The sequence below is a fragment of the Pedobacter superstes genome (assembly GCF_037622515.1).
Lineage (GTDB): Bacteria > Bacteroidota > Bacteroidia > Sphingobacteriales > Sphingobacteriaceae > Paradesertivirga > Paradesertivirga superstes.
In genome coordinates, this window is record NZ_JBBJCN010000002.1 from 66055 (window position 1) to 92722 (window position 26668).

Annotated in this window: 23 protein-coding genes and 1 riboswitch; of the genes, 11 read left to right on the forward strand and 12 right to left on the reverse strand. The window is 37.7% G+C overall.

Annotated features, from left to right (window positions below):
• Positions 1-320 precede the first annotated feature (320 nt).
• Both hemF and WG906_RS05705 read right to left on the reverse strand, forming a co-directional pair.
• Entirely contained in the window at positions 321-1238 is a 918-nt protein-coding gene (hemF, locus tag WG906_RS05700) for an oxygen-dependent coproporphyrinogen oxidase (protein ID WP_339991576.1), read from the reverse strand.
• A gap of 65 nt (positions 1239-1303) precedes the next feature.
• The gene (locus WG906_RS05705) at positions 1304-2539 is read right to left on the reverse strand and encodes an MFS transporter (protein ID WP_339991577.1); all 1236 of its coding nucleotides are present in this window, start codon (positions 2537-2539) and stop codon (positions 1304-1306) included.
• A 221-nt stretch (positions 2540-2760) separates the two neighbouring features.
• Between WG906_RS05705 and WG906_RS05710 the strand changes: the two genes are divergently transcribed.
• The 4 genes from WG906_RS05710 (at position 2761) to ppnP (ending at position 5618) form a co-directional block, all read left to right on the forward strand.
• A complete protein-coding gene (locus tag WG906_RS05710) occupies positions 2761-3222 on the forward strand; it encodes a DUF4442 domain-containing protein (protein ID WP_339991578.1) in 462 nt (153 codons plus the stop codon).
• 15 nt (positions 3223-3237) lie between these two features.
• Complete coding sequence (locus WG906_RS05715) at positions 3238-3879, forward strand: RNA-binding domain-containing protein (RefSeq protein WP_339991579.1); 642 nt, start codon at positions 3238-3240, stop codon at positions 3877-3879.
• A gap of 64 nt (positions 3880-3943) precedes the next feature.
• Positions 3944-5293, forward strand: coding sequence for an MATE family efflux transporter (locus WG906_RS05720; RefSeq protein WP_339991580.1), 1350 nt, complete (start codon positions 3944-3946; stop codon positions 5291-5293).
• 43 nt (positions 5294-5336) lie between these two features.
• Complete coding sequence (gene ppnP / locus WG906_RS05725) at positions 5337-5618, forward strand: pyrimidine/purine nucleoside phosphorylase (RefSeq protein WP_339991581.1); 282 nt, start codon at positions 5337-5339, stop codon at positions 5616-5618.
• A gap of 71 nt (positions 5619-5689) precedes the next feature.
• On the opposite strand, the gene WG906_RS05730 is transcribed toward ppnP, so the two are convergent.
• From WG906_RS05730 to rpsO, 10 genes are all read right to left on the reverse strand, one after another.
• Positions 5690-6592, reverse strand: a complete 903-nt coding sequence (locus WG906_RS05730; protein WP_339991582.1) for a histone deacetylase family protein — start codon at positions 6590-6592, stop codon at positions 5690-5692.
• The gene (locus tag WG906_RS05735; RefSeq protein WP_339991583.1) at positions 6586-7827 is read right to left on the reverse strand and encodes a DUF1015 domain-containing protein; all 1242 of its coding nucleotides are present in this window, start codon (positions 7825-7827) and stop codon (positions 6586-6588) included. The genes WG906_RS05730 and WG906_RS05735 overlap by 7 nt, the downstream gene beginning before the upstream one ends.
• A gap of 139 nt (positions 7828-7966) precedes the next feature.
• A complete protein-coding gene (locus WG906_RS05740; RefSeq protein ID WP_339991584.1) occupies positions 7967-8917 on the reverse strand; it encodes a D-2-hydroxyacid dehydrogenase in 951 nt (316 codons plus the stop codon).
• A 52-nt stretch (positions 8918-8969) separates the two neighbouring features.
• A complete protein-coding gene (gene serC / locus WG906_RS05745; RefSeq protein WP_339991585.1) occupies positions 8970-10037 on the reverse strand; it encodes a 3-phosphoserine/phosphohydroxythreonine transaminase in 1068 nt (355 codons plus the stop codon).
• Between the two features lie 54 nt (positions 10038-10091).
• Positions 10092-12521, reverse strand: coding sequence for a TonB-dependent receptor (locus WG906_RS05750; RefSeq protein WP_339991586.1), 2430 nt, complete (start codon positions 12519-12521; stop codon positions 10092-10094).
• 4 nt (positions 12522-12525) lie between these two features.
• Positions 12526-13197 (reverse strand): ribulose-phosphate 3-epimerase, encoded by a 672-nt coding sequence (gene rpe / locus WG906_RS05755; RefSeq protein ID WP_339991587.1) that lies wholly within the window; start codon positions 13195-13197, stop codon positions 12526-12528.
• Positions 13198-13288: 91 nt separating this feature from the next.
• Entirely contained in the window at positions 13289-13873 is a 585-nt protein-coding gene (locus tag WG906_RS05760) for a DUF4202 domain-containing protein (protein ID WP_339991588.1), read from the reverse strand.
• 160 nt (positions 13874-14033) lie between these two features.
• Complete coding sequence (locus WG906_RS05765; protein ID WP_339991589.1) at positions 14034-14324, reverse strand: isoamylase early set domain-containing protein; 291 nt, start codon at positions 14322-14324, stop codon at positions 14034-14036.
• A 196-nt stretch (positions 14325-14520) separates the two neighbouring features.
• Entirely contained in the window at positions 14521-16683 is a 2163-nt protein-coding gene (gene pnp, locus WG906_RS05770) for a polyribonucleotide nucleotidyltransferase (RefSeq protein WP_339991590.1), read from the reverse strand.
• A 129-nt stretch (positions 16684-16812) separates the two neighbouring features.
• Positions 16813-17091: a 30S ribosomal protein S15 gene (rpsO, locus tag WG906_RS05775; RefSeq protein WP_339991591.1), complete on the reverse strand. Its 279-nt coding sequence runs from the start codon at positions 17089-17091 to the stop codon at positions 16813-16815.
• Between the two features lie 177 nt (positions 17092-17268).
• On the opposite strand from rpsO, the gene WG906_RS05780 reads away from it, so the two are divergent.
• The 7 genes from WG906_RS05780 to WG906_RS05810 all read left to right on the forward strand — a co-directional run bounded on the left by WG906_RS05780 (position 17269) and on the right by WG906_RS05810 (position 26644).
• Positions 17269-18345 carry a PKD domain-containing protein gene (locus WG906_RS05780; protein WP_339991592.1) on the forward strand — a complete coding sequence of 359 codons (1077 nt, stop codon included), beginning with the start codon at positions 17269-17271 and terminating at the stop codon, positions 18343-18345.
• 12 nt (positions 18346-18357) lie between these two features.
• Complete coding sequence (locus WG906_RS05785) at positions 18358-20016, forward strand: GH35 family beta-galactosidase (RefSeq protein WP_339991593.1); 1659 nt, start codon at positions 18358-18360, stop codon at positions 20014-20016.
• A gap of 138 nt (positions 20017-20154) precedes the next feature.
• A complete protein-coding gene (locus WG906_RS05790) occupies positions 20155-20400 on the forward strand; it encodes a hypothetical protein (RefSeq protein ID WP_339991594.1) in 246 nt (81 codons plus the stop codon).
• Positions 20401-20488: 88 nt separating this feature from the next.
• A riboswitch (cobalamin riboswitch) is annotated at positions 20489-20677 on the forward strand.
• A gap of 27 nt (positions 20678-20704) precedes the next feature.
• Entirely contained in the window at positions 20705-21925 is a 1221-nt protein-coding gene (locus WG906_RS05795; RefSeq protein WP_339991595.1) for an ABC transporter substrate-binding protein, read from the forward strand.
• Complete coding sequence (locus WG906_RS05800) at positions 21922-23007, forward strand: FecCD family ABC transporter permease (RefSeq protein ID WP_339991596.1); 1086 nt, start codon at positions 21922-21924, stop codon at positions 23005-23007. The genes WG906_RS05795 and WG906_RS05800 overlap by 4 nt, the downstream gene beginning before the upstream one ends.
• Positions 23007-24020: an ABC transporter ATP-binding protein gene (locus tag WG906_RS05805; protein ID WP_339991597.1), complete on the forward strand. Its 1014-nt coding sequence runs from the start codon at positions 23007-23009 to the stop codon at positions 24018-24020. The genes WG906_RS05800 and WG906_RS05805 overlap by 1 nt, the downstream gene beginning before the upstream one ends.
• A gap of 188 nt (positions 24021-24208) precedes the next feature.
• A complete protein-coding gene (locus tag WG906_RS05810) occupies positions 24209-26644 on the forward strand; it encodes an outer membrane beta-barrel protein (protein WP_339991598.1) in 2436 nt (811 codons plus the stop codon).
• Positions 26645-26668 lie beyond the last annotated feature (24 nt).

Sequence of the window (26668 nt, forward strand, 5' to 3'; positions counted from 1 at the left end):
TTTTGTGAAAAATGTGAGGTCTAAAATTATTAATGCGAAGATAAGAAAATAAGCCAATTTGAGGCCTTCTGTGGAAAAGTTTTAGAGTGTTAAAAACCTTAAAAAAGTAGAATAATGCAGGTAAAAAGCAGGATTTCTATGAAAAATCGACCGAACGGAAATTATACATGAAAATTGTGTTCCGACACCAAAATCTCAAAAGAAATTTTATGTTTTTTGTTTCTTTCATAAGTGTAAAATGATTTGAGATTCAGCCTGGTAACATGCAATACTTATTTCTTTTTCCATTAAGCCAGCCTGTTAGGGCTGACAAAATAAGGCTAATTTTGTAAAGAATCTTCCTCAACCCAATCTATCCCTTTTTTTAAAAGATTTAGAGTTTTCTCCTCTCCACTACCCTCTTTCGGATGAAAATCATATGCCCAATTAGCCTGTGGCGGCAAACTCATTAATATCGATTCGATTCTTCCATTAGTTTCTAAACCAAACTTCGTTCCCGAATCGTATACCAGATTAAATTCTACGTAGCGGCTTCTCCGCTGGTATTGCCATTGTTTTTGAGCGTCTGTAAATTCTTTAAAACGGTTGCGGTTAACCAATTCTGTATAGATTGGCACAAATGAGCGGCCGATAGCTTTAGAGAATTCAAATATTTTATCCCAGCTCATTTGTGCTGTATCTGGTGTTAAGCGGTCGTAAAATATGCCACCGATTCCCCGGGTTTCATTTCGGTGTTTAATAAAAAAATAATCATCGGCCCATTTTTTGAACCTTTTATAAAATTCTGAATTAAATTTGTCGCATTCGATTTTCAGATACCTGTGAAAAAAACGGGCATCCTCTTCAAAAACATAATGCGGCGTTAAGTCTATACCGCCTCCAAACCAGCGTGTGTTTTCATCTATTTCAAAATAACGAATATTCATGTGGATGATCGGAACCAGCGGATGACTGGGATGAATTACTATAGAAATTCCGGTCGCAAAAAAGTGATCATCGTTAACTTTAAAAGCTTTTTTGATAGCTTCTGGTAAAGGACCATGAACCGCAGAAAAATTAACTCCCCCTTTTTCAAAAATGGCCCCGTTTTGAATGACGCGTGTGCGTCCGCCTCCGCCCCCTTCACGTTCCCAAAGTTCCTGCTTGAAACTTCCGGCACCATCAAGTTTCTCCAATTCAGAGGTTATTTCATCCTGGATTAGCTGGTATTGACGGGCTATTTCGTCCTTGTTAATCATGCTGCAAAGATGCGAATTGTTCTAAATTAATGGTTTTTAACTTTCCAAAAAATTGAAAAGTACTATCAGGACAACCCTTCCTCGACGTAATCCAGATCCTTGCCGAAACTCTCTTTCAGCTGACTTAGTGAGAATAAACCTAATCCAGCCAGAATAAACATAACAATATAAGCTGCTGTAATGATATTGTAATGACCCACGAAAAATTCAAATAAAAGGGTGATCGGAATTAAAGCTCCGCGGACAAAATTTGGTACCGTTGTAGTAACCGTAGCCCGAATATTGGTTCCAAACTGTTCTGACGCTATGGTAACGAAGGTCGCCCAATATCCTACAGAAAATCCCATAAACAAACACAGCCAGATGAATTTTTCCGGTGTAATATCGTTACTTCCTAAATACATTAAAACACTTATAATCGACAGGATGTGAAATATCAACATAGTTAATTTCCTTGATTTAGTCACCTGAGCCAGCATCCCGGCGAATATATCTCCTATAGCTATCCCAATATAGGTATACATAATTCCTCTGCCGGCTTTTAGCGGCTCCGTTACTCCAAGGGCTTTTCCGAATTCCGGTGATTGTGTAATTAAAATTCCCACTACAAACCATAGTGGCGCCCCGATCAATATACAGTATATGTACTTCGTTAAGTTTTTTCGATTACCCAGTATAAGCATTACATTTCCTTTAGAAATATTTTTTGCGGATACTTCATTAAACATCCCCGATTCATAAGTTCCTATACGAAGAAATAGTAATAAAAGACCTAATCCTCCTCCAACAAAGTAGGATGTCTGCCATGTAAATAGTTCATGGACTACGTTTGCCAAAACGGCTCCGAAAAGGCCAACCCCTGCCACAATCATGGTTCCATAACCACGATTTTCTTTACTCATCGTTTCGCTAACAAGAGTTATTCCAGCGCCCAGTTCACCGGCAAGGCCAATGCCGGCAATAAACCTGATCGCTGCATAAGCATCAATGTTGGTAACTAAACCATTTGCAATATTAGCCAGTGAATACAATAAAATTGAACCAAATAACACTTTAATCCTGCCTAATTTATCTCCCATTATTCCCCAAAGAATTCCTCCCAAAAGCAGACCCGCCATTTGCATATTTAATACATACTCGCCTTTGACACGTAGATTTTCATCCGTAATCCCGATATCCTTAAGGCTCTCTATCCTCACGATAGAGAAAAGAACCAAATCATAGATATCTACGAAATAGCCCAGTGCAGCGACTATTACCAGGAAGATGATATTTTTTTTAGAGGACCCTATTTTATTCATATTCGGTTGCGGATTGACCGATGAAACTACAATAAAATTGAGAAAGGAAAAAATATTATAAATCTGCCAATTTATTAGCTGTTGATTTTTCGTAAAAGCAACTAAGGATTTAGTGAGGGTTGGGTACCTTAATCAGATCCGTTACTTAAGGATCCTAACTCCAGTCAAAATTAAATTGTTTATAAAATTAAACTCTTTAATTAAAAATCAGATATTCGCTAATGCTTGTTTCTGAGAGGGCCTTAAAATGGGCAATGCGGTTCTATCCGCCTTTTTTAATCCAGGGTATTTGGACTCAAAAGTTTGAGAATGAATTTAGGGGTGTAAGAGTAAAAATCTGTAAAAACATTTTTAATACAAATTATAATCGCTCTATTTTTGGGGGGACTATTTTCAGCGCAGCAGACCCTTTTTACCTGATCTTATTTTATCAAATACTTAAGAAAAAAGGGTATAATACTAAACTCTGGCTCAAACATGCGACTATAGATTATGTTAAACCTGGTAATTGCAATTTATATTTCAGCATACATTTAACAGATGAAAATATTAATGAAGCTTTACATGCGCTTGATACAAGCGGAAAATTTATAAAGGTATTTCCCGTTAAAATAACTAATAAAGCGGGTGCTATTTATGCAGTAGTGCATAATGAGATTTATATAAAAAATCATCCAATTTAAACTAAATTTCATTTGATGAGTTTTTTGAAGCCATATCATATAAAACAGCTGATTTTTGAAGGAGAGGGTGTTACTCTTGATTTTAAAAAAACTATTACATCGTGTGAAAAAATCGCTAAAACAATGGTTTCATTTGCCAATAATAAAGGCGGACGATTATTGGTAGGTGTTGCTGATAATGGAGATATAAAAGGTGTTAAATCGGAAGAAGAAGAAAAATATATGCTTACTAAAGCCGCCAATTTTTTCTGTCGTCCGGCTGTTGACGTTCAATTTGAGGAGGTATATTTTGATAATAAAATAGTGCTGATTGCCGAAATAAAAGAAAGTGATTCAAAACCACATTATGCTTTAGGTGATGATAAAAAATGGTGGGTTTATATCAGAGTGAAGGATAAAAGTTTATTAGCCAGTAAGATTGTAGTTGATGTATTGAAAGGAAGCTCCAAAGAAGAGGGTGTTTTCATTGAATACTCATCTAAAGAAAAAGCCTTACTTGAATACCTTGATGAGAATGAAAAAATTACTTCAAAAGAATATGGGAAAATATTGAACCTTTCCAGAAGACGAGCACAACGAATATTGGTGAACCTGGTTCTTTCCGGTGTTATACGCTTGCATACTACCGAAAAGGAGGAGTATTATACCGCTTCTTAAATTCATCAACGATCCAATCATCATCAGCTGTTAAAGCAGCTTTCAGTATCTATCTTAACCCTTAATGTTTACGAAGTATAGACCTCACTATAAAAGTAATTTATCACTGGCCATTCCTGTTGTAATATCCCAGCTTGGTCATACATTGGTTCACATGGCTGATAGCGTTATCGTTGGTCATTTTGCCGGAACTATTTCTTTAGCGGCGGTATCTTTAGTGAACAGTATTTTTACGGTAATGATGGTTATTGGTATTGGTATTTCTTATGGCCTTACTCCTTTAATTGCTCAGGAAAATGGCAAAAAAAATTATCGGGAATGCGGAAAACTATTATCCAATAGTCTGTTTATCAATATCCTGAGCGGTATATCTCTCTTCCTGATTATTTATTTCGGCTTGTTGCTTTCTATTGATCACCTGAAACAATCACCTGAAGTTGTTGCAGAAGCAAAGCCTTACCTTGGACTTTTAGGAATTTCCATAGTTCCTTTGATGATCTTCATGACTTTTAAGCAATTTGCTGAAGGATTGGGGTTTACCAGACAGGCAATGGTTATTTCAATCGTTGGAAATGTTATCAACGTTATCCTTGGAGTAATATTTGTAAAAGGGATGTTTGGGATAAAACCCATGGGTGTTGCTGGAGTTGGTTTAAGTACCCTGATAGATCGATGTCTAATGGCCATTACGATCTCCTTTTATATCGTTAAATCACCTCATTTTAAAATATACCTAAAGAATTTTGCTTTAAACAGAATAAATAAGATCCGTTCTGTTAACATACTTAAAATTGGTGGCCCTGTGGCAATGCAGTATGCTTTCGAGGTGAGTGCATTTAGTGTTGCGGCCATAATTATTGGGACAATCGGGGTTGCAAATCAGGCAGCTCATCAGGTCGCTATTAATCTGGCTGCGATAACCTACATGATGGCCAGTGGTATTTCTGCAGCCGCTACTATAAAAACAGGGAATAGTTTTGGAAGGAAGGATTTTGATGAATTAAGCCTCTCTGCAAATTCAAACTATCATATAGTATTAGTCTTCATGTTTGTTACTGCATTGCTGTTTGTTGGTTTGCATCAGGTTCTGCCCTTAATATATACCACAGATAAAACAGTGATAATGATCGCCTCACAATTATTAATTATTGCCGGAATTTTCCAGTTATTCGATGGAGCTCAGGTTGTAGGTTTAGGAATATTAAGAGGTATGGGTGATGTTAATATTCCAACTCTAATTACGTTCATTGCTTACTGGGTAATAGGTTTACCCCTCGCCTATTGGCTGGGAATAAAATTTTCTATGGGCACCAATGGTGTTTGGTATGGACTTACCTTTGGACTTCTGGTTTCTGCCGGTTTGCTTTTTCTAAGATTCAGGCACACAGTGAAAAAATTAAAACTCAGTTTGTAGAAGAACCGTTCCAAAAAATTACTTTTGTCGCAAATTATAAAAGATGATAAACGTAAACGAATATTTTGGCGGAACTGTAAAATCTCTCGGATATAACTCCGTTGAGGGGAAATCTACTGTGGGCGTAATCGAACCAGGCGAATATGAGTTTGGAACTTCAAGTCACGAAACTATGGTTGTTATAGAAGGCGAATTAATCGCACTGCTTCCTGGTCAATCAGAGTGGAAAAGTTTTAAAAATTCAGAATCTTTTGAGGTGCCTGCTAATTCAAGCTTTAAGGTTAAAGCTACCAGTCAGACTTCTTATTTATGTAAATATAAATAACTATTTAGCCACGAAGTCTCAGGAATAAAAGTGGTTCGCTTGTGTCTTAAGTCTTCGTGGCAAATTTTAAATTAAAAGTAAACCTCCATTGCTACCCTAAATGTATTGCAGTGGGCCTCAACAATATCATAGATCTTTTCTGAATATCCGCCTCCCATGCTAACCTGAAGGGGTATTTTATGGTTCTTGCACAGTTGTAATACCAATCGATCCCTGTCCTTACATCCTTTTCTGCTTAATGCCAGGTGCCCTAATTTATCGGTAGCAAGAACATCAACCCCCGAAAGGTATAATGCAAAATCCGGTTTAACTTTTTCAATTAATTCTGGCAAAGTATCGTGAAGGATTCTTAAATAATTATCATCACCAGTTCCTTCTTCAAGACCTATATCCAGATCTGATTTCTCTTTTCTGAATGGAAAATTCTTTTCTGCATGCATAGAAAAAGTAAAAACACCCGGTTCATCCCGAAAAATTTGAGCTGTTCCGTTACCCTGATGTACATCCAAATCAATAATAAGTATTGAGGAAGCTAAGCCATTTTTTAAAAGATAATTTGCAGCGATAGCCTGATCATTCAGCAAGCAGAAGCCTTCTCCCCAATTGCTACCTGCATGATGGGTTCCCCCGGCAACATTGAATGAAATACCAAATTCCTTTGCATACACACACCCATCAATTGTTCCCTGTGCAATGCTCCGTTCACGCTCAACCAGTTGCTTAGTCAACGGAAAGCCAATTCGCCTCCCCTCCTGCGGGCTTAGCTTAAGATCCCGTAAACTCTCCCAGTAATTTATATCATGTGTAAGCAGAATAGTATCCTCATCGACTCTACCAGGAGAAAATAAATTTTCAGATCTGATCAATCCTTCACGTAACAGTTGCTCTGGAATAAGTTCATACTTAATCATCGGAAAACGATGTCCCTGAGGTAAAGGATGTGCGTAAATCTTATCAAAAGCTATCTTTAACAAAATAAATCGATATGATGAATTAATAAACCAACCGGGAATTTGGGTTCAAACAAGGTAGACTTGGGCGGCAAAATCTCTCCTGAATCAGCAACTTTAAAAAGATCATTAATTGTTATAGGATTAATTGAAAAGAAAAGATCAAATTCTCCTGAATCTACCCTTTCTTCTATAACTGCATTCGGATAGTTACTTGAAATAAAACTCAATCGTTCGCTTGATTCAAAATCAGAAATATCAAGCAAGGGCTTTAAAATATGTTCATGTAAAATACTCACGGCTAAGGTATCCGCGAATTTTGAATTCGACAATAAACCGGCTTTTATTTCAAGGTTATACCAACATTTATTCATGTAAAGAGCAATCTGGTTATTATCCGGTTTCGCATAATTCTGAATACCAGTCACTTCGAATCCTTGTTTTAACTTTTCCAGAAACATATCAGGTGTAAAGTCTTTAAGACCCTTAACTAAGCGATCAAAAGAATTTATAATCAATTGGTCATCAGACATATATACAGATGAGAAATAATTGAATTCTTCAGATCCATCCCAGATCGTTACTTCAGACCGCTTTTTTAAACCATAGTTTAACGCTGCCGCAACCCTGTGGTGCCCATCTGCAATATAAGCTGTATCAACGCTTAAAAAAGCTTGCAATAATTCATCTAATTCGGATGGGTTATCAATCTTCCACAATTTGTGAATTTCTTTGTCCTTTTGAAATTCTAAAGCCGGAGAAAGCTCCATTGCTGAACTAATTCTTTCATTTATGGATGGTGAGGATCGATAGGTTACTAAAACCGGATTAGCGTCAATGCCGGTCTTTTCCAGATAAGTGGCAAGCTGTACTTCCCTTTCGGGTCTGGTATGTTCATGTCTTTTAAGAATTCCTTTAGCATAATCATCAATCAAAGTCATCGTCCAAATACCGGTGAAGCTCCTGGAATCTCTAACTAATTGATAAATATAAACCGAAGGACCTTCCTCCGGAACTAAAATTCCCTTTCTTAAAAAGCTTTTTAAATTTTCATTGATCTGATTAAATACCAGGTCCTTTTTTTCTTCATTTTTTACCTCAGAATGTATTTCTGGAACCAGTAAATGAATAAACGAACACGGATTGGAGTTTCTGATCTTTTTTGCCGTTTCCAAAGACATATCTTCTATTGTACTCACAACCTTTCCTGCATATGCTGCACTGGGATGAATAGCTTTAAATGCTTTAATTGTGGGCATATATAGTCTTTCTTAATTACAACACCAGTAATCATAAAAAGTCAAATTTTACGAATATATTTTGTAATTCATCAAAACTCACTCCATAAAAAAAGGTTGCCTATTCTCACAGACAACCTTTACATTATTTTAATGAAATCTATTTATTGAAGTATTCAATAATAAGACTGGCAAGTTCCACACCAATTCTTTCTTGCGCCTCGTTAGTGGCAGCACCGATATGAGGTGTAAGTGAAATCTTTGGATGGTTTAAAATTTCCTGACGAGGGGTTGGTTCGTTATCGAAAACATCTAAGCCAGCAAAAGCAACTTTACCTGAATCTAAAGCTTCAATAAGCGCAAGTTCATCAATTGCACCACCACGGGCGCAATTTACAACACCTGCTCCCTTTTTGATTTTTTCAAATTCTTCTTTACCAAGAATCGCTTTATCCACAAAAGGTATATGTAAGCTGATGAAATCAGATTCAGCTAAAAGTTCATCTAAACTTGACCTTTTAACAGGAACTTTAACGTTTACACCACCAGCTAGATTTAATTCAATTTCTGTAGGGAAATCATAAACATCATAGCCTAATACCTCCATACCAAGTCCAAGAGCCATTTTAGCAGTCTCTCTACCAATACGGCCCATTCCAATGATACCTATCTTTTTACCTTTCAACTCAATCCCTTTAGCGTAAGCTTTTTTCAGGTCATTGAATTTAGTGTTTCCTTCAACGGGCATTTTACGGTTTGAATCTTGTAAAAAGCGCACTCCAGTAAAAAGATGTGCAAAAACAAGTTCTGCAACAGACGGAGATGATGCCGCAGGAGTGTTTACTACTGCTAAATTTTTAGACCTTGCATAGTCAACATCAATATTGTCCATTCCAACGCCACCACGACCTATAAGTCGTAGGTTAGGACAAGCATCAATTAATTCTTTACGAACTTTTGTAGCGCTACGAACTGTAATAGCATCATAATTCTTTAAAGCTTCGGGTAATTGATCCTGAGGGATATTTTGAGTCTCAACAAAAAAACCAGCAGCTTCAAGCATGCTTTTTCCAGTCGGGTCTATACCATCATTGGCAAGAATTTTAATCATTATTATTACGATTTAGAATTAAACTTTAATATTTAGCTCAGAGGAAACAAAATTATCTGGCTGTTTCCGCAAACTCCTGCATTACATCAATTAAACGATGAATTGCAGTTATTGGCAATGCATTATAAATTGAAGCTCTAAAACCACCAACACTACGGTGACCTTTAATTCCAACCATTCCGCGTTCTTCTGCTAATTTTAAAAATGGTTTTTCCAGTTCAGGATTTTCCATTACAAAACAAACATTCATTCTTGAGCGATCTTCTACTTTACAAGGCCCTTTAAATAAAGGATTACGGTCAATCTCTTCATATAAAGCATCGGCTTTAGCAATGTTTTCCTGCTCAATAGCTGCTACTCCACCTTTAGACTTTAACCATTGGAGGTTAAGCATGGAAACATAAATTGAGAATACAGAAGGGGTATTATAAAGCGATTTGTTATCCGCATGAATTTTATAATCGAACATTGAAGGTAGTTTCCTTCCAGATTTTCCAATTAATTCATCTTTAACTATAACCAGAGTTACTCCGGCAGGTCCCATATTTTTCTGTGCTCCTGCGTAAATTATCCCGAAATCAGATACATTTATAACACGGCTGAAAATATCGGAAGACATATCGCACGCAATTGGAACAGAAGTTTTAGGGAATTCAAATAATTCAGTTCCAAAAATTGTGTTATTAGACGTGAAATGGAAATAATCAACATCCGTTGGGATTTCATATCCTTTAGGGATGTAAGTATAATTTGCATCTTTTGAAGAAGCAACAATTTTCACCTCCCCAAATAATTTAGCCTCTTTAGCTGCTTTACTTGCCCATGCTCCTGAGTCTAAATAAGCTGCCGAACCACCTTCCGGCATTAAATTCATAGGTACCATAGAGAATTGAGTGCTCGCTCCACCTTGTAAAAACAATATTGAATAGCCATCAGGAACATTCAATAATTCTTTAACAAGCTTAATGGATTCATCCATAACAGCCTCAAATTCAGGAGCTCTGTGTGAGATCTCCAGGATAGATAATCCAGTGTCGTTAAAATTTAAAACGGCCTGTGAAGCTTGTTTAAAAACTTCCTGGGGTAAAATACAAGGGCCGGCGCCGAAGTTACATTTCATTTTGGGTCAGTGTTTGATAGTGCCAAATTTAGGATATTTATATCTTTTTCCGTCTTATTTTTTGATTTTTGCAATAATTTTTATATTTAACTGACGGGATGTTAAATAGTTTGGGATTGCATATTGGTTATTACTTATATCTTTTATCCATAAATATGATACCGTATTGTGTATGTTTAATAAATTAAATACCTCAGCATAAGCGATAAACGAATTAAAATGACGGTTTAAAAATTTTAATCTGTTGCTGCTTCCACCTTGCAAAAAATCCTTTGAAAAACCAATGTCAGCTCGTCTATACGAAGGAATCTTAAAATTGTCGCGATATCGCTCCGTTTGAGGCGGACCTACTGGTAATCCTGTACCATATAATAATGTTAAATGTACTTTGTAGGTTGGACTATTAAAAAGTTCATCCTGAAAAAAAGCTGAAAAATTTATACGCTGATCTGTAGGGCGTTTTAAATATCGAGGATAAACGGTTGATATATTTCCCTTTTCGTCTTTAGTTTGGTACGAATCATCCTGAATGTCTTCAGCTGTTTTCATTAAGGAAAGTCTGAATGATGATTCAAGTCCAGGAACAAATTCTTTACTTATTGCGAGATCTGCACCCATTGCATAACCATGCGATTGTTGATCCGCGAAATAACGCACTCTTAGATTCTCAATTTTGTAGGGAATAAGATTGATGAGTTTTTTATAATAAACTTCAGTTGAGAATTTCAGTACACCCTTGCTGTTTTTAATAAAATTGTCGGTAGCAGCTAAAACATGAACTGAGCGTTGGGTTTTAGACTGGGCATTTAAATTTCCGTTAAAATTCCTCAATTCACGATAAAAAGGCGGCTGATTGTAAGACCCGGCAGAAAAGCGCCATAATCTGTTCCCGGTTATAGTAGAGTAGACTGCACCGACTCTCGGACTTAAAAGAAATTCGTTGGTAAAGGAGTTATATAAACCTCGCAAGCCAGCTGAAAAAGTTATCCGTGATGATACAGGCAAAGTATTTTGAACAAAGGCGGTTAGTCTGGTTGTATTTACCGAATTTTCTGCGTTTACAACATCTGCAAAAGGCAGGCTGCCATTAGTGTTTGGTAAGGTATATCCAGCGGAATCAATTAAATGGTATTCATTTAAACGATCAGTAATAATATCATTTTGATACCTTATCCCAGACTCCCAGAATGATGCTCCTTTTTGGTAGTAAGCCCTGAATTCAGAACTGTTTACTGAGACCTTAAGTTTATTTCTGGCATAATCATAATTTACACCTATGCCCCGGTTAATCCTTACATTTTCAAAGCCTTCATAATCCATAGAGGGTTCATCAAAAATATAACTTCCCTCAATATCAAAAGTTTCCTGCTCAGAATTGTTGAAACTTGTGCTGATCCACTTAAACCATAGATTTTGCTGAGGTTTATAGGTTAAGGTAAAGGCTCCTGCCAGAGACTCATATCTGTCTTTTTCTTGTCCCTGATAATTAATTTTTAACCTGAACTGCTGATTAAGAGTGCCGAAAACCGTCTCCCTGCTTTGCGGTATAAGCGTAAACCTGCTTAAGTTATAGTCGCCAAATACTGAGAGATTAATTTTTTTGTTTAAATCTATAGAATAGAGAACCTGGAAATCATAAAATTGGGGCTGATAACTTCCAATCACAGGTTGTGAACGCAAAATACTTTGATTCGATTTATTACGGAATCCAGCAAGCAGAAACCCGTTACTATACTTTTTTTTTACAGAGGCAGAGAGCCCAAGCATTCCGGCAGAGGCAATAAACTGCGTGCTGTCTGGCTTATTGTAACGGATATCAAGTACAGACGATAACTTGTCACCATATTTTGCTTCAAAACCCCCTGCGGAAAAACTGGCTTTACTTACTAATTCTGGATTAATAAAGCTTAAACCTTCCTGCTGTCCGTTTCGAACCAGTAATGGCCTGAAAATTTCTATATCATTTACATAAATAAGGTTTTCATCGAAATTTCCACCACGAACCGAATATTGTGAGCTCAATTCATTATTAGATGAAACACCAGGCAACGTTTTTAATAGAGATTCAAAGTTTCCCGATACTGAAGGAATATTTTGAATTAAGCCTCCATCGATCGTTTGAATGTTTCCCATTCTATTATCTTCAGCATTAATCGTAACAGTACTGAGTTGATTAACATCAGAAACAAGGAGAATATTCTTAACGATTTGATCCTGGTCAGTCCTGATGGTGATTATTTGAGAAATATAACCGGTTAAACTGTAGGAAACTTTTATTTCACTGGCGGGTTTAGCCAGGATAGTTAGTTTATAATAGCCATTCTTATCGCTTTTAACTATTCTATCAGAGTTTAAAAGTTTAATATTTACTCCTTCAAGTGATTCTTTTTTTTCGTTCTGTACCCTACCCGTTATTGTAATTTTATTTTGAGCAAAAGCCAAGATGGTGGAAAGAAGCAAATTAAGCAGTATAAAATTCCTCATTCACTCAGGCTTGCAATGTGTGATCCTGTGTTTGCTTTAACTGAGAAATTACTTTTTCCGGTTCAGTTGAAGTAAAAACAAAATTACCCGCAACCAAAACATTTGCCCCAGCATCAAGCAATGCGGCAGAATTATCAAGATTCACGCCACCATCGATTTCTATGTAAAGGCTTTCATTTCTGCCCGCAGCCATATTTTTTAGGGCACGAATTTTACGGAAAGTATTTGGTATGAATTTTTGAGCTCCAAAACCCGGATTAACAGACATTAAAAGAACCATGTCAATATCTTCAATAATATCTTCAAGTACACTCACAGGTGTATGCGGATTGAGTGCTACTCCAGCTATGCAACCCAGGGCTTTAATAGCTTGTATTGTACGATGAAGATGGGTGCAGGCCTCGTAATGAACAGTTATGGTAGCAGCTCCGGCTTTTTTACATTGTTCAAGATATCGGTCAGGATCAATTATCATTAAATGAACATCCAGTGGTTTTTTTGCATGTCTGGCAATTGCGTCCAAAACCGGAAATCCGAATGAAATATTAGGAACGAAAACCCCGTCCATAATATCTATATGAAACCAATCAGCTTCACTCCTATTTACCATGTCGATATCGTTTTTTAAATTGGCGAAGTCAGCGGCTAATACCGATGGAGCTATAAGATGGTTCATGAAGCAAATATAGTTGTTTGAAGTGTAAATATTAATGATTTTGACTTGATTTTGAGACTGTCAGGCTTTTTTAATCACTCAAAAATCACAATCAGGCAAGTGCCTTTTTTATTAATTCGGATCCTTTTTCAGAGTAATTCAGAGTTAAAGCAGCCGCTCTCCCGGGTTCACTCATTTTACCCCATGATTTTTGCAGTATGCGGATAAGTTTCGCATCATCATGTTTTGCCATAAAGTCCTCTAGTTCAAATTCCAGGAAAACCAGGCATAAAGCATTCTCCATTGTTTGAACATCCTGGTCACTTTTTAGCTGTTGTTTGAGTACAATATGCTGAACCTTGTTTATCGTATCAGTATCGTAACCAATTTGCGAAAGTATTTGACTTGCCTTTTCTGCATGGTATTTTGCGAGATTGCTTCGCCAGTTTAAATATCCCGCTTTTCCGTCAGGATAGGTTTCTCTGGGAACTTCCCACCTCCCGAGATGCTGACATCTGGAAGCAAGTAATAATGGTTCGCTGGCATTAGGATCTAGCTTTTTAATCCAGTTATGTACCTGGAGAGCAAAAAATAGTTCCTGAGGATACACCTCGCCATTAAAGGAATATTGTTTAGGATCCTTACTATTATAATTATCGAATAGCTCGAAAGCAATCTCTATTTTTTTTTCATCCATTGCGATAAATTTAGAAAAAAACGAGATTAATTTAATATGATTTTAAAATCAATCTTAAAAAATGTAAAAAGCATATTCAATCATTCCTGAAAAGAATAAATGAATATGCCTTAGAGTACAAGTATGTTAGAAATATTAATGTTCTGGTATAAAAAAAGTATTAAAGTACTAGTACACTGTTCGTACTTCCAAAGGAATTAGGTTGCTGAGCATCTGCATCTTCCTCTATAAGCCATTCTGTATTATTTACACGATATTTAAATTCATGTTTTGAGTCCTTGGGTAAAGCTAATTCGGCAGAAAAAGAGCCGTCTTTCTTCTTGCTTAATGGAATCGGAGTTTCCCAATCGCTGTTTAAGCCAAAAATCTCAACTGTTTTTGCGTCCTTATTAGTTAAAGTAAATTTTACTTTATATGTGCCTTTTGATTTAACGAATGTCTTTTGTAGCATTTTTCCGTAGAATTAATTGTTATTTTTATTCAAAATAAGGTAAAATAATATATAAATCATAATAATATTGCAAATCTTTTAAAAAAAGTGAAAAACATATTTTTAGTCCGATTGTTTTATTGATTTTTTTATTTTATCACACAAATATAACCCTGTGGGAAAGGTATAAAAAAAGCCCCTGAATCGGGGCTTTTTTCTAAGCTGTTGGTGTAGAACCTTCAGGTTTTTTTTCTTCCGGCTTTGGTGGCCGCGGAATAAGTGCTTTTCTTGATAATTTAAGTTTACCTTGTTTATCAACTTCAAGCAATTTTACCTTTACTTCATCGCCTACATTGAAAATTCCATCCATTGATTCGTAACGCTTCCAATCAATTTCAGAAATGTGAAGCAAGCCGTCTTTACCAGGCATGATTTCAACAAATGCTCCAAAAGGCATAATTGATTTCACTTTTCCTTCGTAGATCTCTCCAACTTCTGGTTTAGCAACTATATTTTTAATGCGCTTAACAGCTGCATCGATTGCATCTTTTCCCGGAGCGAAAATACTGATAACACCTTGATTGTCTTTTTCTTCAATGGTAATGGTAGCACCAGTTTCACGCTGCATTTCCTGGATAACTTTTCCACCTGGCCCTATTACCGCACCAATGAACTCTTTATCTATTCTCAGCATCTCTAAACGAGGAGCATGAGGTTTCAATTCTGCGCGAGGCTCAGAAATAGTTTTCTTCATTTCATTTAAAATATGAAGACGACCTTCTTTAGCCTGATGCAGGGCATCTCTTAACACCTCCCACTTTAAACCATTAATTTTAAGGTCCATCTGACAGGCAACAATACCTTTTTCAGTACCTGTAACCTTAAAGTCCATGTCTCCTAAATGATCTTCATCACCTAAAATATCAGATAATACAGCGTATTTTCCTGTTTTCTCATCAGTGATTAACCCCATTGCAATCCCAGAAACCGGAGCTTTCAATTTAACTCCTGCATCCATTAATGCTAATGTACCGGCACAAACTGTTGCCATAGACGAAGAACCGTTAGATTCTAAGATATCAGACACAATACGAACGGTGTAAGGATTCTGATCGTCACCAGGCATTACTTTTTTCAAAGAACGTTGAGCCAGGTTACCATGTCCAATTTCACGTCGGCCTGCTCCCCTGTTCGGGCGAACCTCGCCAGTTGAGAATCCCGGGAAATTGTAATGCAAAATGAATTTTTGGTATCCGTTAAAGAATGCACCATCAATCATTTGCTCATCAAGTTTAGTACCGAGGGTAACAGTGGTTAATGCCTGAGTTTCACCACGTGTGAATACTGCTGAACCGTGAGCTGCAGGTAAGTAACCGATTTCACTCCAGATTGGTCTTACGGTACGCACATCGCGTCCATCTAAACGAATTCCTTCATCTAAGATGAGGTTACGAATGGCATCGTATTGAACATCATGAAAATACTTTTTCACAAGGCCTTTAGTGATATCATCAATATCTTCACCTAAAGAAACGATAAAGGTATCCTGAATAAGTTTAAAGCTGTTAGAACGATCGTGTTTTGATGATCCTGATTTAGCTATATCGTAAACCTGCTGATAAGTTGCGGCAAAAACCTGCTCTCTTAACGCAGGGTTACTGTGTTCGTGAGAATAAACCCGTTTAACTGTTTTACCAGCTTCGGCCATTAATTCTTTTTGAACCTGAACCTGAATCTTGATAGCCTGATGTGCAAACTCAATTGCTTCAATCATTTCCTCTTCATCAATCTCGCTGCACTCACCTTCTACCATGCCGATATCATTTTCAGAACCGGCAACGATAAATTCTAAAGTAGCACGCTCTAAATCACTCAGATAAGGATTAATAACTAATTTACCGTCAATTTTAGCTACACGTACCTCAGAAATAGGACCGTTAAAAGGGATGTCAGAAACAGCTAGAGCCGCAGAAGCAGCTAAACCAGCCAATGCGTCAGGCATTATATTTTTATCGGCAGAAATTAGTGAAATCATCACTTGTGTATCTGCGTGATAATCTTCCGGAAACATGGGACGCAGTGCACGATCCACTAAACGGGAAATTAATACTTCATAATCGGATAAGCGTGCTTCGCGGCGAAGAAATCCACCGGGGATACGTCCCGCTGCTGCATATTTTTCCTGGTAATCTACTGATAAAGGAAGAAAATCTACTCCTTCTTTTGCCTCTTTAGACGACACGACAGTAGCTAATAACATGGTATCACCCATTTTTACTACTACAGAACCATCAGCTTGTTTGGCAAGCTTACCGGTTTCAATTTCGATTATACGGCCATCGCCCAAATCGAAAGACTTTTTGATTAAGTTATAACTCATTTTCTTTCATTAAATAATGCGCTTTTCCTCTTTAAGAACGCATCTGGATATTATTAAAAATATTTATTGACGAAGTTAAAAAAAAAGCCACCCTTATAGGATGGCTTTAAACTTTTTTTTTTAAAAGAATTATTTAATAATATCTCTTAACTCTAAAGCTTTGATAATAGCACGATATCTGTTGATATCTTTCTTGTACAAATAAGCTAGTAAAGCACGACGCTTACCTACTAATTTCTGAAGAGCTAATTGAGTAGAAAAATCTTTTTTGTTTTTCTTTAAATGCCCGGTTAAATGAGCGATACGTGAGGTAAATAAAGCTACCTGACCTTCGGCAGAACCTGTATCAGTTGCGCCTTTACCATGTTTGGCAAAAATTTCTGCCTTGTACTCTGTACTTAAATACATTACCTGAATAATATTAAAGCGGTTAAACTATTTTGTTATTTGGCTGCAAAGGTAAGTGATTGGGTTTGATTTAACAAGTCAACAACAGAGATAATCATCCCGTGTAACATTTATATATTCAATTTTTACCGGATAGCAAATTTATTAACTTGCATAAATATCCAATTATATATTTCTATGAACTTTAAAGTACTGTGTGCGGGCGCCTTATTGGTTTTGGTGTATCTGCCCTCTTTCGCTCAGGAAGACCGGGGGTACAAAGTTTACCAGTTTCCTTCTAATATGATTCCAAGGATTGATGGAAAGACAGACGATTGGGATAGTTTTCCTAAAGAATATATCGTAGGGACCGATCAGCTGTGGGATGATTCGGGACGTTATCCTAAAACAGATCCTTCAAATCTGGATGTAAAGGTCCGGGTTGCCTGGGTTAAAGGTTTGAATCGCTTGTATTTTCTATATGAAGCTTACGACAATTACTGGGATTTCACTCTCGCGGGTTTACATAATGATATTTTTGAAATTGTAATAGATGGAGACCTTTCGGGAGGCCCTTTAATTGATGAGCAGCATCCTAATCAAAGTTTAGATCGTTGGGAAACCTATTTTGCGTATCATGGAGTCCATGCCCAGAACTATCATATTTTCACTCCTGCTGCAGGTAAAGACTGGGCTCTTGCCTGGGGATCTCAACCATGGATCAAAAACCTTCCCTATTCGAATATTGAATATTCATACAATTTTAAACCTGGCGAACCCGGAAAACTTACTGCCGAATTTTGGATAACCCCCTTTGATTACGCTGGTGCCGAAGGTCCGTCCCGTGCTGTTGAGTCGGTTTTATATGACCTAAAGAAGATCGGCTTAACCTGGGCGGTAATTGATTACGACGACGTGAATAACGAGAAAATTAAAGGTTTCTGGAATCTGTCAAAAAATCATAAAATGTATGGTAATTCAAGTTTGGGCACCATATTTACTTTAATGCCACTGCAGAATAAGTATATAAAATCATTTGATGCGCAGTGGTCATTCATCGTTACCGACATGAAAAAGCGGCAGGTTACCTTTAGGGACGAAAGTGCAGGAAAAATCACGAAGTGGCATTGGGATTTTGGTGATAAAACCTCTTCAACAGAACAAAATCCTGTTCACTACTATAAGGAACCCGGGAAATATATAGTAGTACTAAATATCGAAGGTCCTGAAGGTAAATCCCGAATGGCTAAAATATGGGATGTTGCTGTAAAATAACATAGAGTATCCATGAAATTATTTTTTAAAAACTTTACGATTTTCAACTTTATTCTAATCGCTTTCTGTTTGAATGCAAATTCTCAGGAGGCCCCCCACCTCGAAAAGCGAGGTAAAGCCACGCAACTCATCGTAGATGGGAAACCCTATTTGGTTTTGGGGGGTGAGCTTCATAACTCCAGCTCATCGAACCTGGACTATCTAAATCCCTTATGGCAGCCATTAAAACAAATGAACCTGAATACTGCCTTAGTCGCAGTATCCTGGGAGCTGATAGAGCCTCAGGAAGGCAAATTTGATTTTTCTTTAGTTGATGGAATTTTAAGCGGGGCCCGTGAAAATAATATGCGGGTTATATTGCTTTGGTTTGGAAGCTGGAAAAATGGATTATCGCATTATTCACCGGAATGGGTAAAAAAAGATTATAAACGTTTTCCGAGAATAGTGCTTGAAAATGGAAGGTCGACAGAAACTATCAGTGCCTTAGGTGCGGCATCCGCCAAAGCAGACGCTAAGGCTTTTGCTGCATTAATGCGTCATCTAAAAACGGTTGATAGCAAAAAAAAGACGGTGATTATGGTGCAGGTCGAGAATGAGGTTGGTGTAATTGGTGGAACAAGAGATCATTCTTCTTTCGCAAATTCTGAATTTGCAAAACCTGTTCCTGAACAATTATTAGAGAGTATCCGAAAAAACAAAACCGATCTGCAGCCATCATTAAAAAAACTGTTAGAGGCGGCCGGATCCAAAACCAAAGGCACATGGACTGAAGTATTTGGCAATAATCATTCGGCAGATGAAGCCTTTATGGCCTGGAATTATGCAAAATATATAAATTCAATAGCTGAAGCTGGTAAAGCCGAATACAATATCCCCATGTTTGTGAATGCATGGATTGTACAACCGGAGGATAAGAAGCCAGGCGATTATCCCGGTGGAGGACCACAGGCGCATGTTCATGATATATGGCGCGCCGGTGCGCCGGCAATAGATTTTTTGTCGCCAGACATTTACCTTCCCGATACAAAGCGTATTACCAAAATGTATCATCATTCGTGGAACCCTTTGTTCATTCCGGAATCTTTTTCTGGCGAAAATGGGGCTGCCAACGCCTTTTATGTGATTGGATTTCATGATGCAATAGGCTACTCTCCTTTCGGGATCGATAATAAAGTGGATGAACCTTCCAAAACACCGATTGCAAAGGCTTATAACGTTTTGAGACAGTTAACTCCGGAGATAACAGCTGCACAGGCTGACGGGGCCATTAGCGGATTTTCACTTGATAAGGTGGATTCTGTTCAAACGGCGAGTCTTGGAGGGTACAAGATTACAGTAACTTTAAGGAAAAACTGGAGCGGAGTTACCCAGGTATCTAAAGGCTATGGATTGGTAATAAATACTGGCCCTGATGCTTTCACTGTTGCTGGAAGTGATATTGATGTGACGTTCGTTCCCCTATCTCCGGGGCCGAAAATGGCAGGGCTTTCATGGGTTAGAGAGGGTGTTTTTGAAGACGGTAAATGGAAACAGGGTAGATTATTAAACGGTGATAATATTATGATAAGCTATAAGCTTGCGGATGAAGCTCATGCTTACAGAACAGGTACAGGTGCCAGACTAACTACAGAGCCTGGCATATTGAAGATTAAATTATATAGGTTTGAATAAGTTATTTAGAAATGCGATAAAACTTTTTTAGTATAAAACCTTTATTCTAAAATACTCTTTTAAACCATAATTTGGGCTGGTTTGACTCGAATTTAACCCCTTAATGGTGTTAAAAGAAAATGCTTATTAAACAACTTTATGAAAACTTTCAAATACCAGCTTGTTAACGACCCCAGACTTTTTGAGGTTTGCCAGGACATTGAGGGAAAAAATGAACTATACTCTATTTTTGAGGTTCATTTAAGCGGAAGTCATTACGAGTATTTGTACAGAAATAATTCAAGCGGAGAATATACCTCAACTCCCGCATCTCGTTTAAGCTCTAAAGAAATCGCCCAATTAGGCGAAAGAGTTGAGATAGAATTACATAAAGAAACATCTTAACCCTTCGTAAAAGCATTTTATTTTTTTTGAATCCGGCTAACCGAAAAGCCTGGATAAGATAATAATCAATCGAAAATCACCAAATTTTCATTAGTTTTGCGGCGAAGGTAGCAGGCCCAAACAGGCCGCTTTAATAGGGAATACCGGTGTAAATCCGGAACAGTCTCCGCTGCTGTAACCTCAGATACCGCAACTGCATGATGCCACTTTTCGTTATGAATGGGAAGGCTGTCAGTTTAGAGGAAGTCAGAAGACCTGCCTTAAAAAACTTTGCTCATGCTTTCGGAAGAAAGGCCAGGAGGATATGATAAAAAACAGCCGGAATTCACGCTCAGCCTGCAGGAAATTGAATTTCCTGTCGCGCCCCCACTTATTTTATTTCATTGCATTTGTTGCAATTGTCTTGTTAAATTCTGCATGTCAGCAAACCCAATCTTCAAGGCAATCCCATTCGAAAATATTCGAACATTCGACCTTTACAAAAACTAAAGTTAAATATGCAAAAGGATTTGACATTCAATACTTTGCCGACTATAAAATCATTTCTATTGTAAATTACACCGGCACAAAAAAAGATACGTTAAAGTACGTTTTAATCCGGCGGGGAAATCCTGTACCCAAAGGCTTCCAGAAATCGCAGGCAATAGAAATACCTGTAAAGAAATTAATTGGAATGTCGTCCCTTCAAATCGCCATGGCCGATTTTGCGGAATCCTCTGATATTTTAGTTGGGCTCGGAAGTTTGAAATATGTTACTTCTCCTAAAGTCAGAGCCAATATAAAATCCGGAAAAGTACGGGAAATCGGAGAAGAGGGGACTATTAATACTGAAGTCATCATTTCTATGGATCCCGACCTGGTTATGGCCATGGGTAACCCAAGTGCCAGTTTTAGTCGTTATCAAACATTAATTGATGCCGGAATTCCGGTTTTATTAAATTCCGAATGGCTCGAAACCACACCTTTGGGCCGCGCAGAGTGGGTAAAATTATTGGCCGCATTAGTGAATAAAGAGGATCTGGTGAACAGGAAATTTGCCCGGATAGAAAAAGAATATAATCAGCTTGCAGAACTAGGAAAAAAAACCATTAACAAACCCTCCATAATTGTAGGGATGCCTTACAAAGGGTCCTGGTTCGTACCGGATGGAACCAGTTTTATGACAAAATTTTTTAATGACGCAGGTGCATCTTATTCTTGGGCTGATGTTAAAGGCACAGGAAGCATGGCCCTTAGCTTTGAGTCTGTGGCGCCGATAGCATTAAAAGCAGATTATTGGATTAACTCCGGGATTGCAAACAGCAAGGCTGATATCGCTTCTATTGATGTAAGGTATACCTTTTTCAAACCTTACAAAAACAACACCATTTACAATTTCAATAAAAAAGTAAATGATTTGGGATCAAATGATTACTGGGAATCAGGTGTAGTAAACCCTCATATAGTTTTATCTGATCTGATCAAAATTTTACATCCGGAAATTTTACCGAATCATACTCTGGTTTATTACAAACAAATCTTATGATGGCAGAAGAAACCAGGTTGTATGATGAATATCTTACAGGAGCAATTAGTCCGGTAAAGAGGATAATAATAGGAATACTTGTGTTGCTTCTTCTGCTCTTCTTTATGCTGGATGTGGCTCTGGGTTCTATAGCAATACCCATTAAAGAAGTTATTAAAATCTTTTTTTCTTTAGGATCCGACAATGAAGCCTGGGTCTATATTGTTGAAAAGATACGTATTCCAAAGGCCTTAACCGCAGTATTGGTAGGCTGCGGTTTATCGGTAAGTGGTTTACAGATGCAGACGCTTTTCAGAAACCCGCTAGCCGGCCCCTCTGTGCTGGGTATTACTGCCGGTGCAAGCTTAGGCGTGGCTTTGATTATGTTATCGGCCGGAAGCGTTACAAGTCTATATACCATTCAGGAACTTGGAATAAATGGAAGCTGGCTCATCATCATTGCATCATCTGCAGGTGCAGCATTAATTATGATGATTATTGTTGCAATTTCCAATTCATTGAAAGACAATATAATTATGCTGATTGTTGGTGTTATGATTGCGAATATAACTCTTTCAATCATCAGCATTTGGCAATATTTCAGTGCTCCTGATCAAATCAAGGAATACCTTTTATGGACCTTTGGATCATTGGGTGGTGTTACTGAACATCATTTACAGGTGCTGGCCCTGGTTGTAATTTTTGGATTACTTATTTCCTTTGCTTCGTCCAAACTATTGGATGCATTATTACTCGGTGAGAATTATGCCAGAAGCATGGGTTTAACGGTTACGCGTGCAAGAATATTAATTATATGCAGTACAAGCATTCTTGCAGGAAGTATTACGGCTTTTTGCGGACCGATTGGATTTATCGGAATTGCTGTTCCTCATTTAGCCCGTTCATTATTTAACACCTCCAATCACAGAATTCTAATACCCGGCTGTTGTCTTATCGGCACAGCATTAATGCTTGTTTGCGATATCATTTCACAAATGCCAGGAAGTCAAACCAGTCTGCCAATAAATGTTATTACGGCTTTAATTGGCTCCCCCGTAGTAATTTGGGTAATTGTTAGCAGAAATAATCTGAAAGGGTTTTGATGGAAAAGCAAGCTTTATTATACGTTAACAACCTTCTGGTGGGGTATAAAGCAGGTTCCGAACGCGAAAAATGTGTCGCCGGGCCCATAAGTGCTGAGATGCATGCCGGAGAACTCATTTGCCTTCTGGGTCCTAACGGTGCTGGAAAATCCACCTTTTTACGCACAGTAGCAGGACTTCAACATGCTCTTAAAGGAATGGTTGCGCTTGACGGAGAAAACGTTTTTAAGTTACGCCCCACTCAAATCGCAAAAAAATTGAGCCTGGTACTCACAGATTCTGTAAAATCAGGAAACCTGGATGTGTATTCGCTGGTATCACTGGGCAGATATCCTTATTCGGGATGGTTAGGCAGATTAACTGCCGAGGACAAAAAAATCATTCAATGGGCCATTGAATCTACACACATAGAGAAATTTTTAAACAGAAAAGTAAGTCAGCTAAGTGATGGCGAATGCCAGAAGGTGATGCTTGCCAGGGCGCTGGCACAAGATACTCCCATTATTCTCCTTGACGAACCTACAGCCCACCTTGATCTTCCCAGCCGTATCGAACTGATGCGCCTTCTTCATCAGTTAGCGCGTAATACCAATAAGGCTATTTTAATTTCCACCCACGAACTGGATCTAGCATTACAGGTTGCTGATAAAATCTGGCTCTTGAAAAAAGACGGTGCTTTAGAAGCAGGAACGCCTGAAGATCTGGTCCTTAACGGAACATTCGAATCGGCCTTCGACAAGGCAGGCGTATTGTTTGATAAATCTACGGGGACTTTTAATATCCATCAGAATAATGGGCAATCTATACATTTAAGAGGCATCGGAGCACCTGCGTTTTGGACAAAACGTGCACTTTTAAGGAACGGATATGTTATATCAGATGATGACTCTGCTGACATTGCTGTTGAAGTTCAGCAAACACAAATGGGCACTAAATGGCTGATTAGTCAAAAACAGCATACGGATGAAGTAAACTCTGTGGAGGAATTTATTAATCTGCTTTTAAATAAATAGTTATCCTGTTTTTTTTGTTTAATCCGATCTCATCCCTGAGTCCTTGCAATAATTTCGCCGAAAAAAAGCCCCTATTTACCGACACCTGCACTCGACCGGCCTAATAACAATTGATTCTGAATTGAAAGCTTCGGTATTTTGAGGAACAAATCTGGAGTAAACCAGATTCAACCTCAAAACTTATTCAAATGAAAACAATTGCAATCCTCATTCTCAGTACCTTGCTGTCTCTTAACCAGAAAGCAATATCGCAGGAGAATCCTGGTCATCAAATCTCAGGAACGATTTCAGACTCAATCAGCAAAAAACCGCTTGATTATATTACAGTCAGTTTGAAATCAGCCAATAACGCGGCCATAAAAGCAACGCTTTCAAAAGCAGACGGATCATTTAGATTTCAGGGCCTTAAGCCATCTAAATACTCAATCACGATTGTTGCCATTGGATATAAACCTAAAAATATTGCAGTGGACCTCAGTGATAGTACTATGAAAAGCAAAGATTTTGGCGCAATTTATATTAGTGCCAGGTCTAACGATCTTAAGGAAGTGATGGTAATTGGAGATAAGCCTATAATGACTCAGGAAATCGATAGAATTTCATACAATTTACAGGCCGATCCTGACAGTAAAGGCTCAAATGTTTTGGAGATGATGCGCAAAGTACCTTTGCTGTCACTGGATGCCGAAGATAACATTCAATTAAAAGGCGATAAGAACTACAAAATTTTAATTAACGGAAAACCCTCCAGTATGGTTGAGAGAAATCCAAAAGATATTCTTCGGAGCATGCCTGCATCAAGTATTGAAAAAATTGAAGTAATAACTACCCCACCGGCAAAATATGATGCTGAGGGATTAACTGGAATCATCAATATTATTACCAATAAGAAAGTTGACAATGGGTACAACGGAAGCTTAAACCTTAATGAAAGGTTTCCCGTAGGCGGGCCGGGTATTGGTGGGTCATTTACCGTAAAACAAGGAAAATTCGGTACTTCAGGTTACGGAGGAGGAAGTCTTCATAATTCTCCTTCAACAGAGAATTCTAATAGCAGATTAACCTTTGACAATACTAATGCAACAAACCTGAATCAATCGGGTTCAAAAAAATCCGAAAGCAGAAGTGCATACTTCGGTTCGGAACTGAGTTATGAAATTGATAGCCTTAATCTTATTTCAGGTCAGTTTAATATTAACGGTAACCAAAGCGAAGGAGACAGTCACCAACAATCTCTGATGACAGGAAATAATGAAACTATCGAAAGTTATCAGCTTGAAAATACCAATGAGGGAAAGGGAAACGGGATCGATGCCGCTTTGAATTATCAATTGGGGTTTAAGTCAAATAAAAATCGTCTTTTAACCTTCTCCTACAGATTTTTCACCTACAGCAACCGACAGTTCAACAGTTTAGATGTTACTGAGCCTGTAAGATATTTCAACCCTGATTATAAACAAAATAACAAAGGAAGTTCTTCTGAACAAACCTTTCAAATAGACTATGCGTATCCTGTAAAGAAATTAACAATTGAAGCCGGAGTTAAGGGAATACTTAGAAATAACAAAAGCGATTTCAGGTATGATTCATTAAATACTGATGGTTTTTTCGAGTTAGATCCCCAACGGAGCAATAAATTCAACAATCGTCAAAGCATCTTAGGAGCCTACAACTCTTATCAGTACAATTTAAAAGACTGGGGCTTTAAAGGAGGTCTCAGATTAGAACAAACGCTCATTGACGTAGAATTTATAAGCAGTGCATCTCAGCTCCAAAAAAATTACCTCAACCTTGTTCCCTCTATTTCACTTAACAGGAAACTAAAAAACATGAGCAGTTTAACATTAGGGTATTCCTATAAAATAAAAAGACCCGGAATTTATCAGTTAAACCCTTTTGTAGACCGGTCTAATCCAAATTTTGAATCCAGCGGAAATCCAAACCTTCGCCCCGCATCAGCAAGCGGTATAGAGCTGAAATATAGCAGATTTAAAAAGGGATCAATTAATGTTGGAATAAGCTATGAATTTTACAGTAAATTAATTATGCCTATTTCAACATTCAATGAAGTAACCAAAATAACACGTACAACTTTTGGAAATACAGGAAAAGCAAGGGTAATCGGCTCGAATGTTAATGTAAATTATCCTTTAACAACCAAATGGAACGTAACTATTAACGCACAGGCCGGCCATGGAAAAGTAAGTGCATTAGTAAATAATACCTTGGTAGAAAATGATGGGCTTATGTATTATGTTTCTGGCTCAACAGGGTATAAACTTGAAAAGGGATTGAGAGTAAATGTCAATATGCATATGAACGGACCTAATTTAACATTACAGGGTACATCCAACAGCTATATCGGATCATCAATTGGTGTAAATAAAGACCTGGTAAAAGATAAACTTTCATTTTCTGTTACAGCAAACAACCCTTTCACTAAATACAGATATTATATAAGCGAAACGAACGGCACCAACTTCAGGCAGGAAAGCACTAATCAAAACTTTTTCAGAACTTACTCAGGCAGTTTAAATTACCGGTTCGGAAAATTAAAAAGCAGCGTAAAGAAGAGTAAGAAAGGTATTATTAATGATGATGCAGGAGGCGGAATGGGTGGGTAATAAGCCAGAAGGTTAAAAGGGTTA

What these genes read in the sequence shown, in the direction of transcription:
- hemF (WP_339991576.1), bottom strand. Translation starts at nt 1,238, where the DNA reads ATGATTAACAAGGACGAAATAGCCCGTCAATACCAGCTAATCCAGGAT.
- WG906_RS05705 (WP_339991577.1), bottom strand. Translation starts at nt 2,539, where the DNA reads ATGAATAAAATAGGGTCCTCTAAAAAAAATATCATCTTCCTGGTAATA.
- WG906_RS05710 (WP_339991578.1), top strand. Translation starts at nt 2,761, where the DNA reads ATGCTTGTTTCTGAGAGGGCCTTAAAATGGGCAATGCGGTTCTATCCG.
- WG906_RS05715 (WP_339991579.1), top strand. Translation starts at nt 3,238, where the DNA reads ATGAGTTTTTTGAAGCCATATCATATAAAACAGCTGATTTTTGAAGGA.
- WG906_RS05720 (WP_339991580.1), top strand. Translation starts at nt 3,944, where the DNA reads ATGTTTACGAAGTATAGACCTCACTATAAAAGTAATTTATCACTGGCC.
- ppnP (WP_339991581.1), top strand. Translation starts at nt 5,337, where the DNA reads ATGATAAACGTAAACGAATATTTTGGCGGAACTGTAAAATCTCTCGGA.
- WG906_RS05735 (WP_339991583.1), bottom strand. Translation starts at nt 7,827, where the DNA reads ATGCCCACAATTAAAGCATTTAAAGCTATTCATCCCAGTGCAGCATAT.
- WG906_RS05740 (WP_339991584.1), bottom strand. Translation starts at nt 8,917, where the DNA reads ATGATTAAAATTCTTGCCAATGATGGTATAGACCCGACTGGAAAAAGC.
- serC (WP_339991585.1), bottom strand. Translation starts at nt 10,037, where the DNA reads ATGAAATGTAACTTCGGCGCCGGCCCTTGTATTTTACCCCAGGAAGTT.
- WG906_RS05750 (WP_339991586.1), bottom strand. Translation starts at nt 12,521, where the DNA reads ATGAGGAATTTTATACTGCTTAATTTGCTTCTTTCCACCATCTTGGCT.
- rpe (WP_339991587.1), bottom strand. Translation starts at nt 13,197, where the DNA reads ATGAACCATCTTATAGCTCCATCGGTATTAGCCGCTGACTTCGCCAAT.
- WG906_RS05760 (WP_339991588.1), bottom strand. Translation starts at nt 13,873, where the DNA reads ATGGATGAAAAAAAAATAGAGATTGCTTTCGAGCTATTCGATAATTAT.
- WG906_RS05765 (WP_339991589.1), bottom strand. Translation starts at nt 14,324, where the DNA reads ATGCTACAAAAGACATTCGTTAAATCAAAAGGCACATATAAAGTAAAA.
- pnp (WP_339991590.1), bottom strand. Translation starts at nt 16,683, where the DNA reads ATGAGTTATAACTTAATCAAAAAGTCTTTCGATTTGGGCGATGGCCGT.
- rpsO (WP_339991591.1), bottom strand. Translation starts at nt 17,091, where the DNA reads ATGTATTTAAGTACAGAGTACAAGGCAGAAATTTTTGCCAAACATGGT.
- WG906_RS05780 (WP_339991592.1), top strand. Translation starts at nt 17,269, where the DNA reads ATGAACTTTAAAGTACTGTGTGCGGGCGCCTTATTGGTTTTGGTGTAT.
- WG906_RS05785 (WP_339991593.1), top strand. Translation starts at nt 18,358, where the DNA reads ATGAAATTATTTTTTAAAAACTTTACGATTTTCAACTTTATTCTAATC.
- WG906_RS05790 (WP_339991594.1), top strand. Translation starts at nt 20,155, where the DNA reads ATGAAAACTTTCAAATACCAGCTTGTTAACGACCCCAGACTTTTTGAG.
- WG906_RS05795 (WP_339991595.1), top strand. Translation starts at nt 20,705, where the DNA reads ATGATAAAAAACAGCCGGAATTCACGCTCAGCCTGCAGGAAATTGAAT.
- WG906_RS05800 (WP_339991596.1), top strand. Translation starts at nt 21,922, where the DNA reads ATGATGGCAGAAGAAACCAGGTTGTATGATGAATATCTTACAGGAGCA.
- WG906_RS05805 (WP_339991597.1), top strand. Translation starts at nt 23,007, where the DNA reads ATGGAAAAGCAAGCTTTATTATACGTTAACAACCTTCTGGTGGGGTAT.
- WG906_RS05810 (WP_339991598.1), top strand. Translation starts at nt 24,209, where the DNA reads ATGAAAACAATTGCAATCCTCATTCTCAGTACCTTGCTGTCTCTTAAC.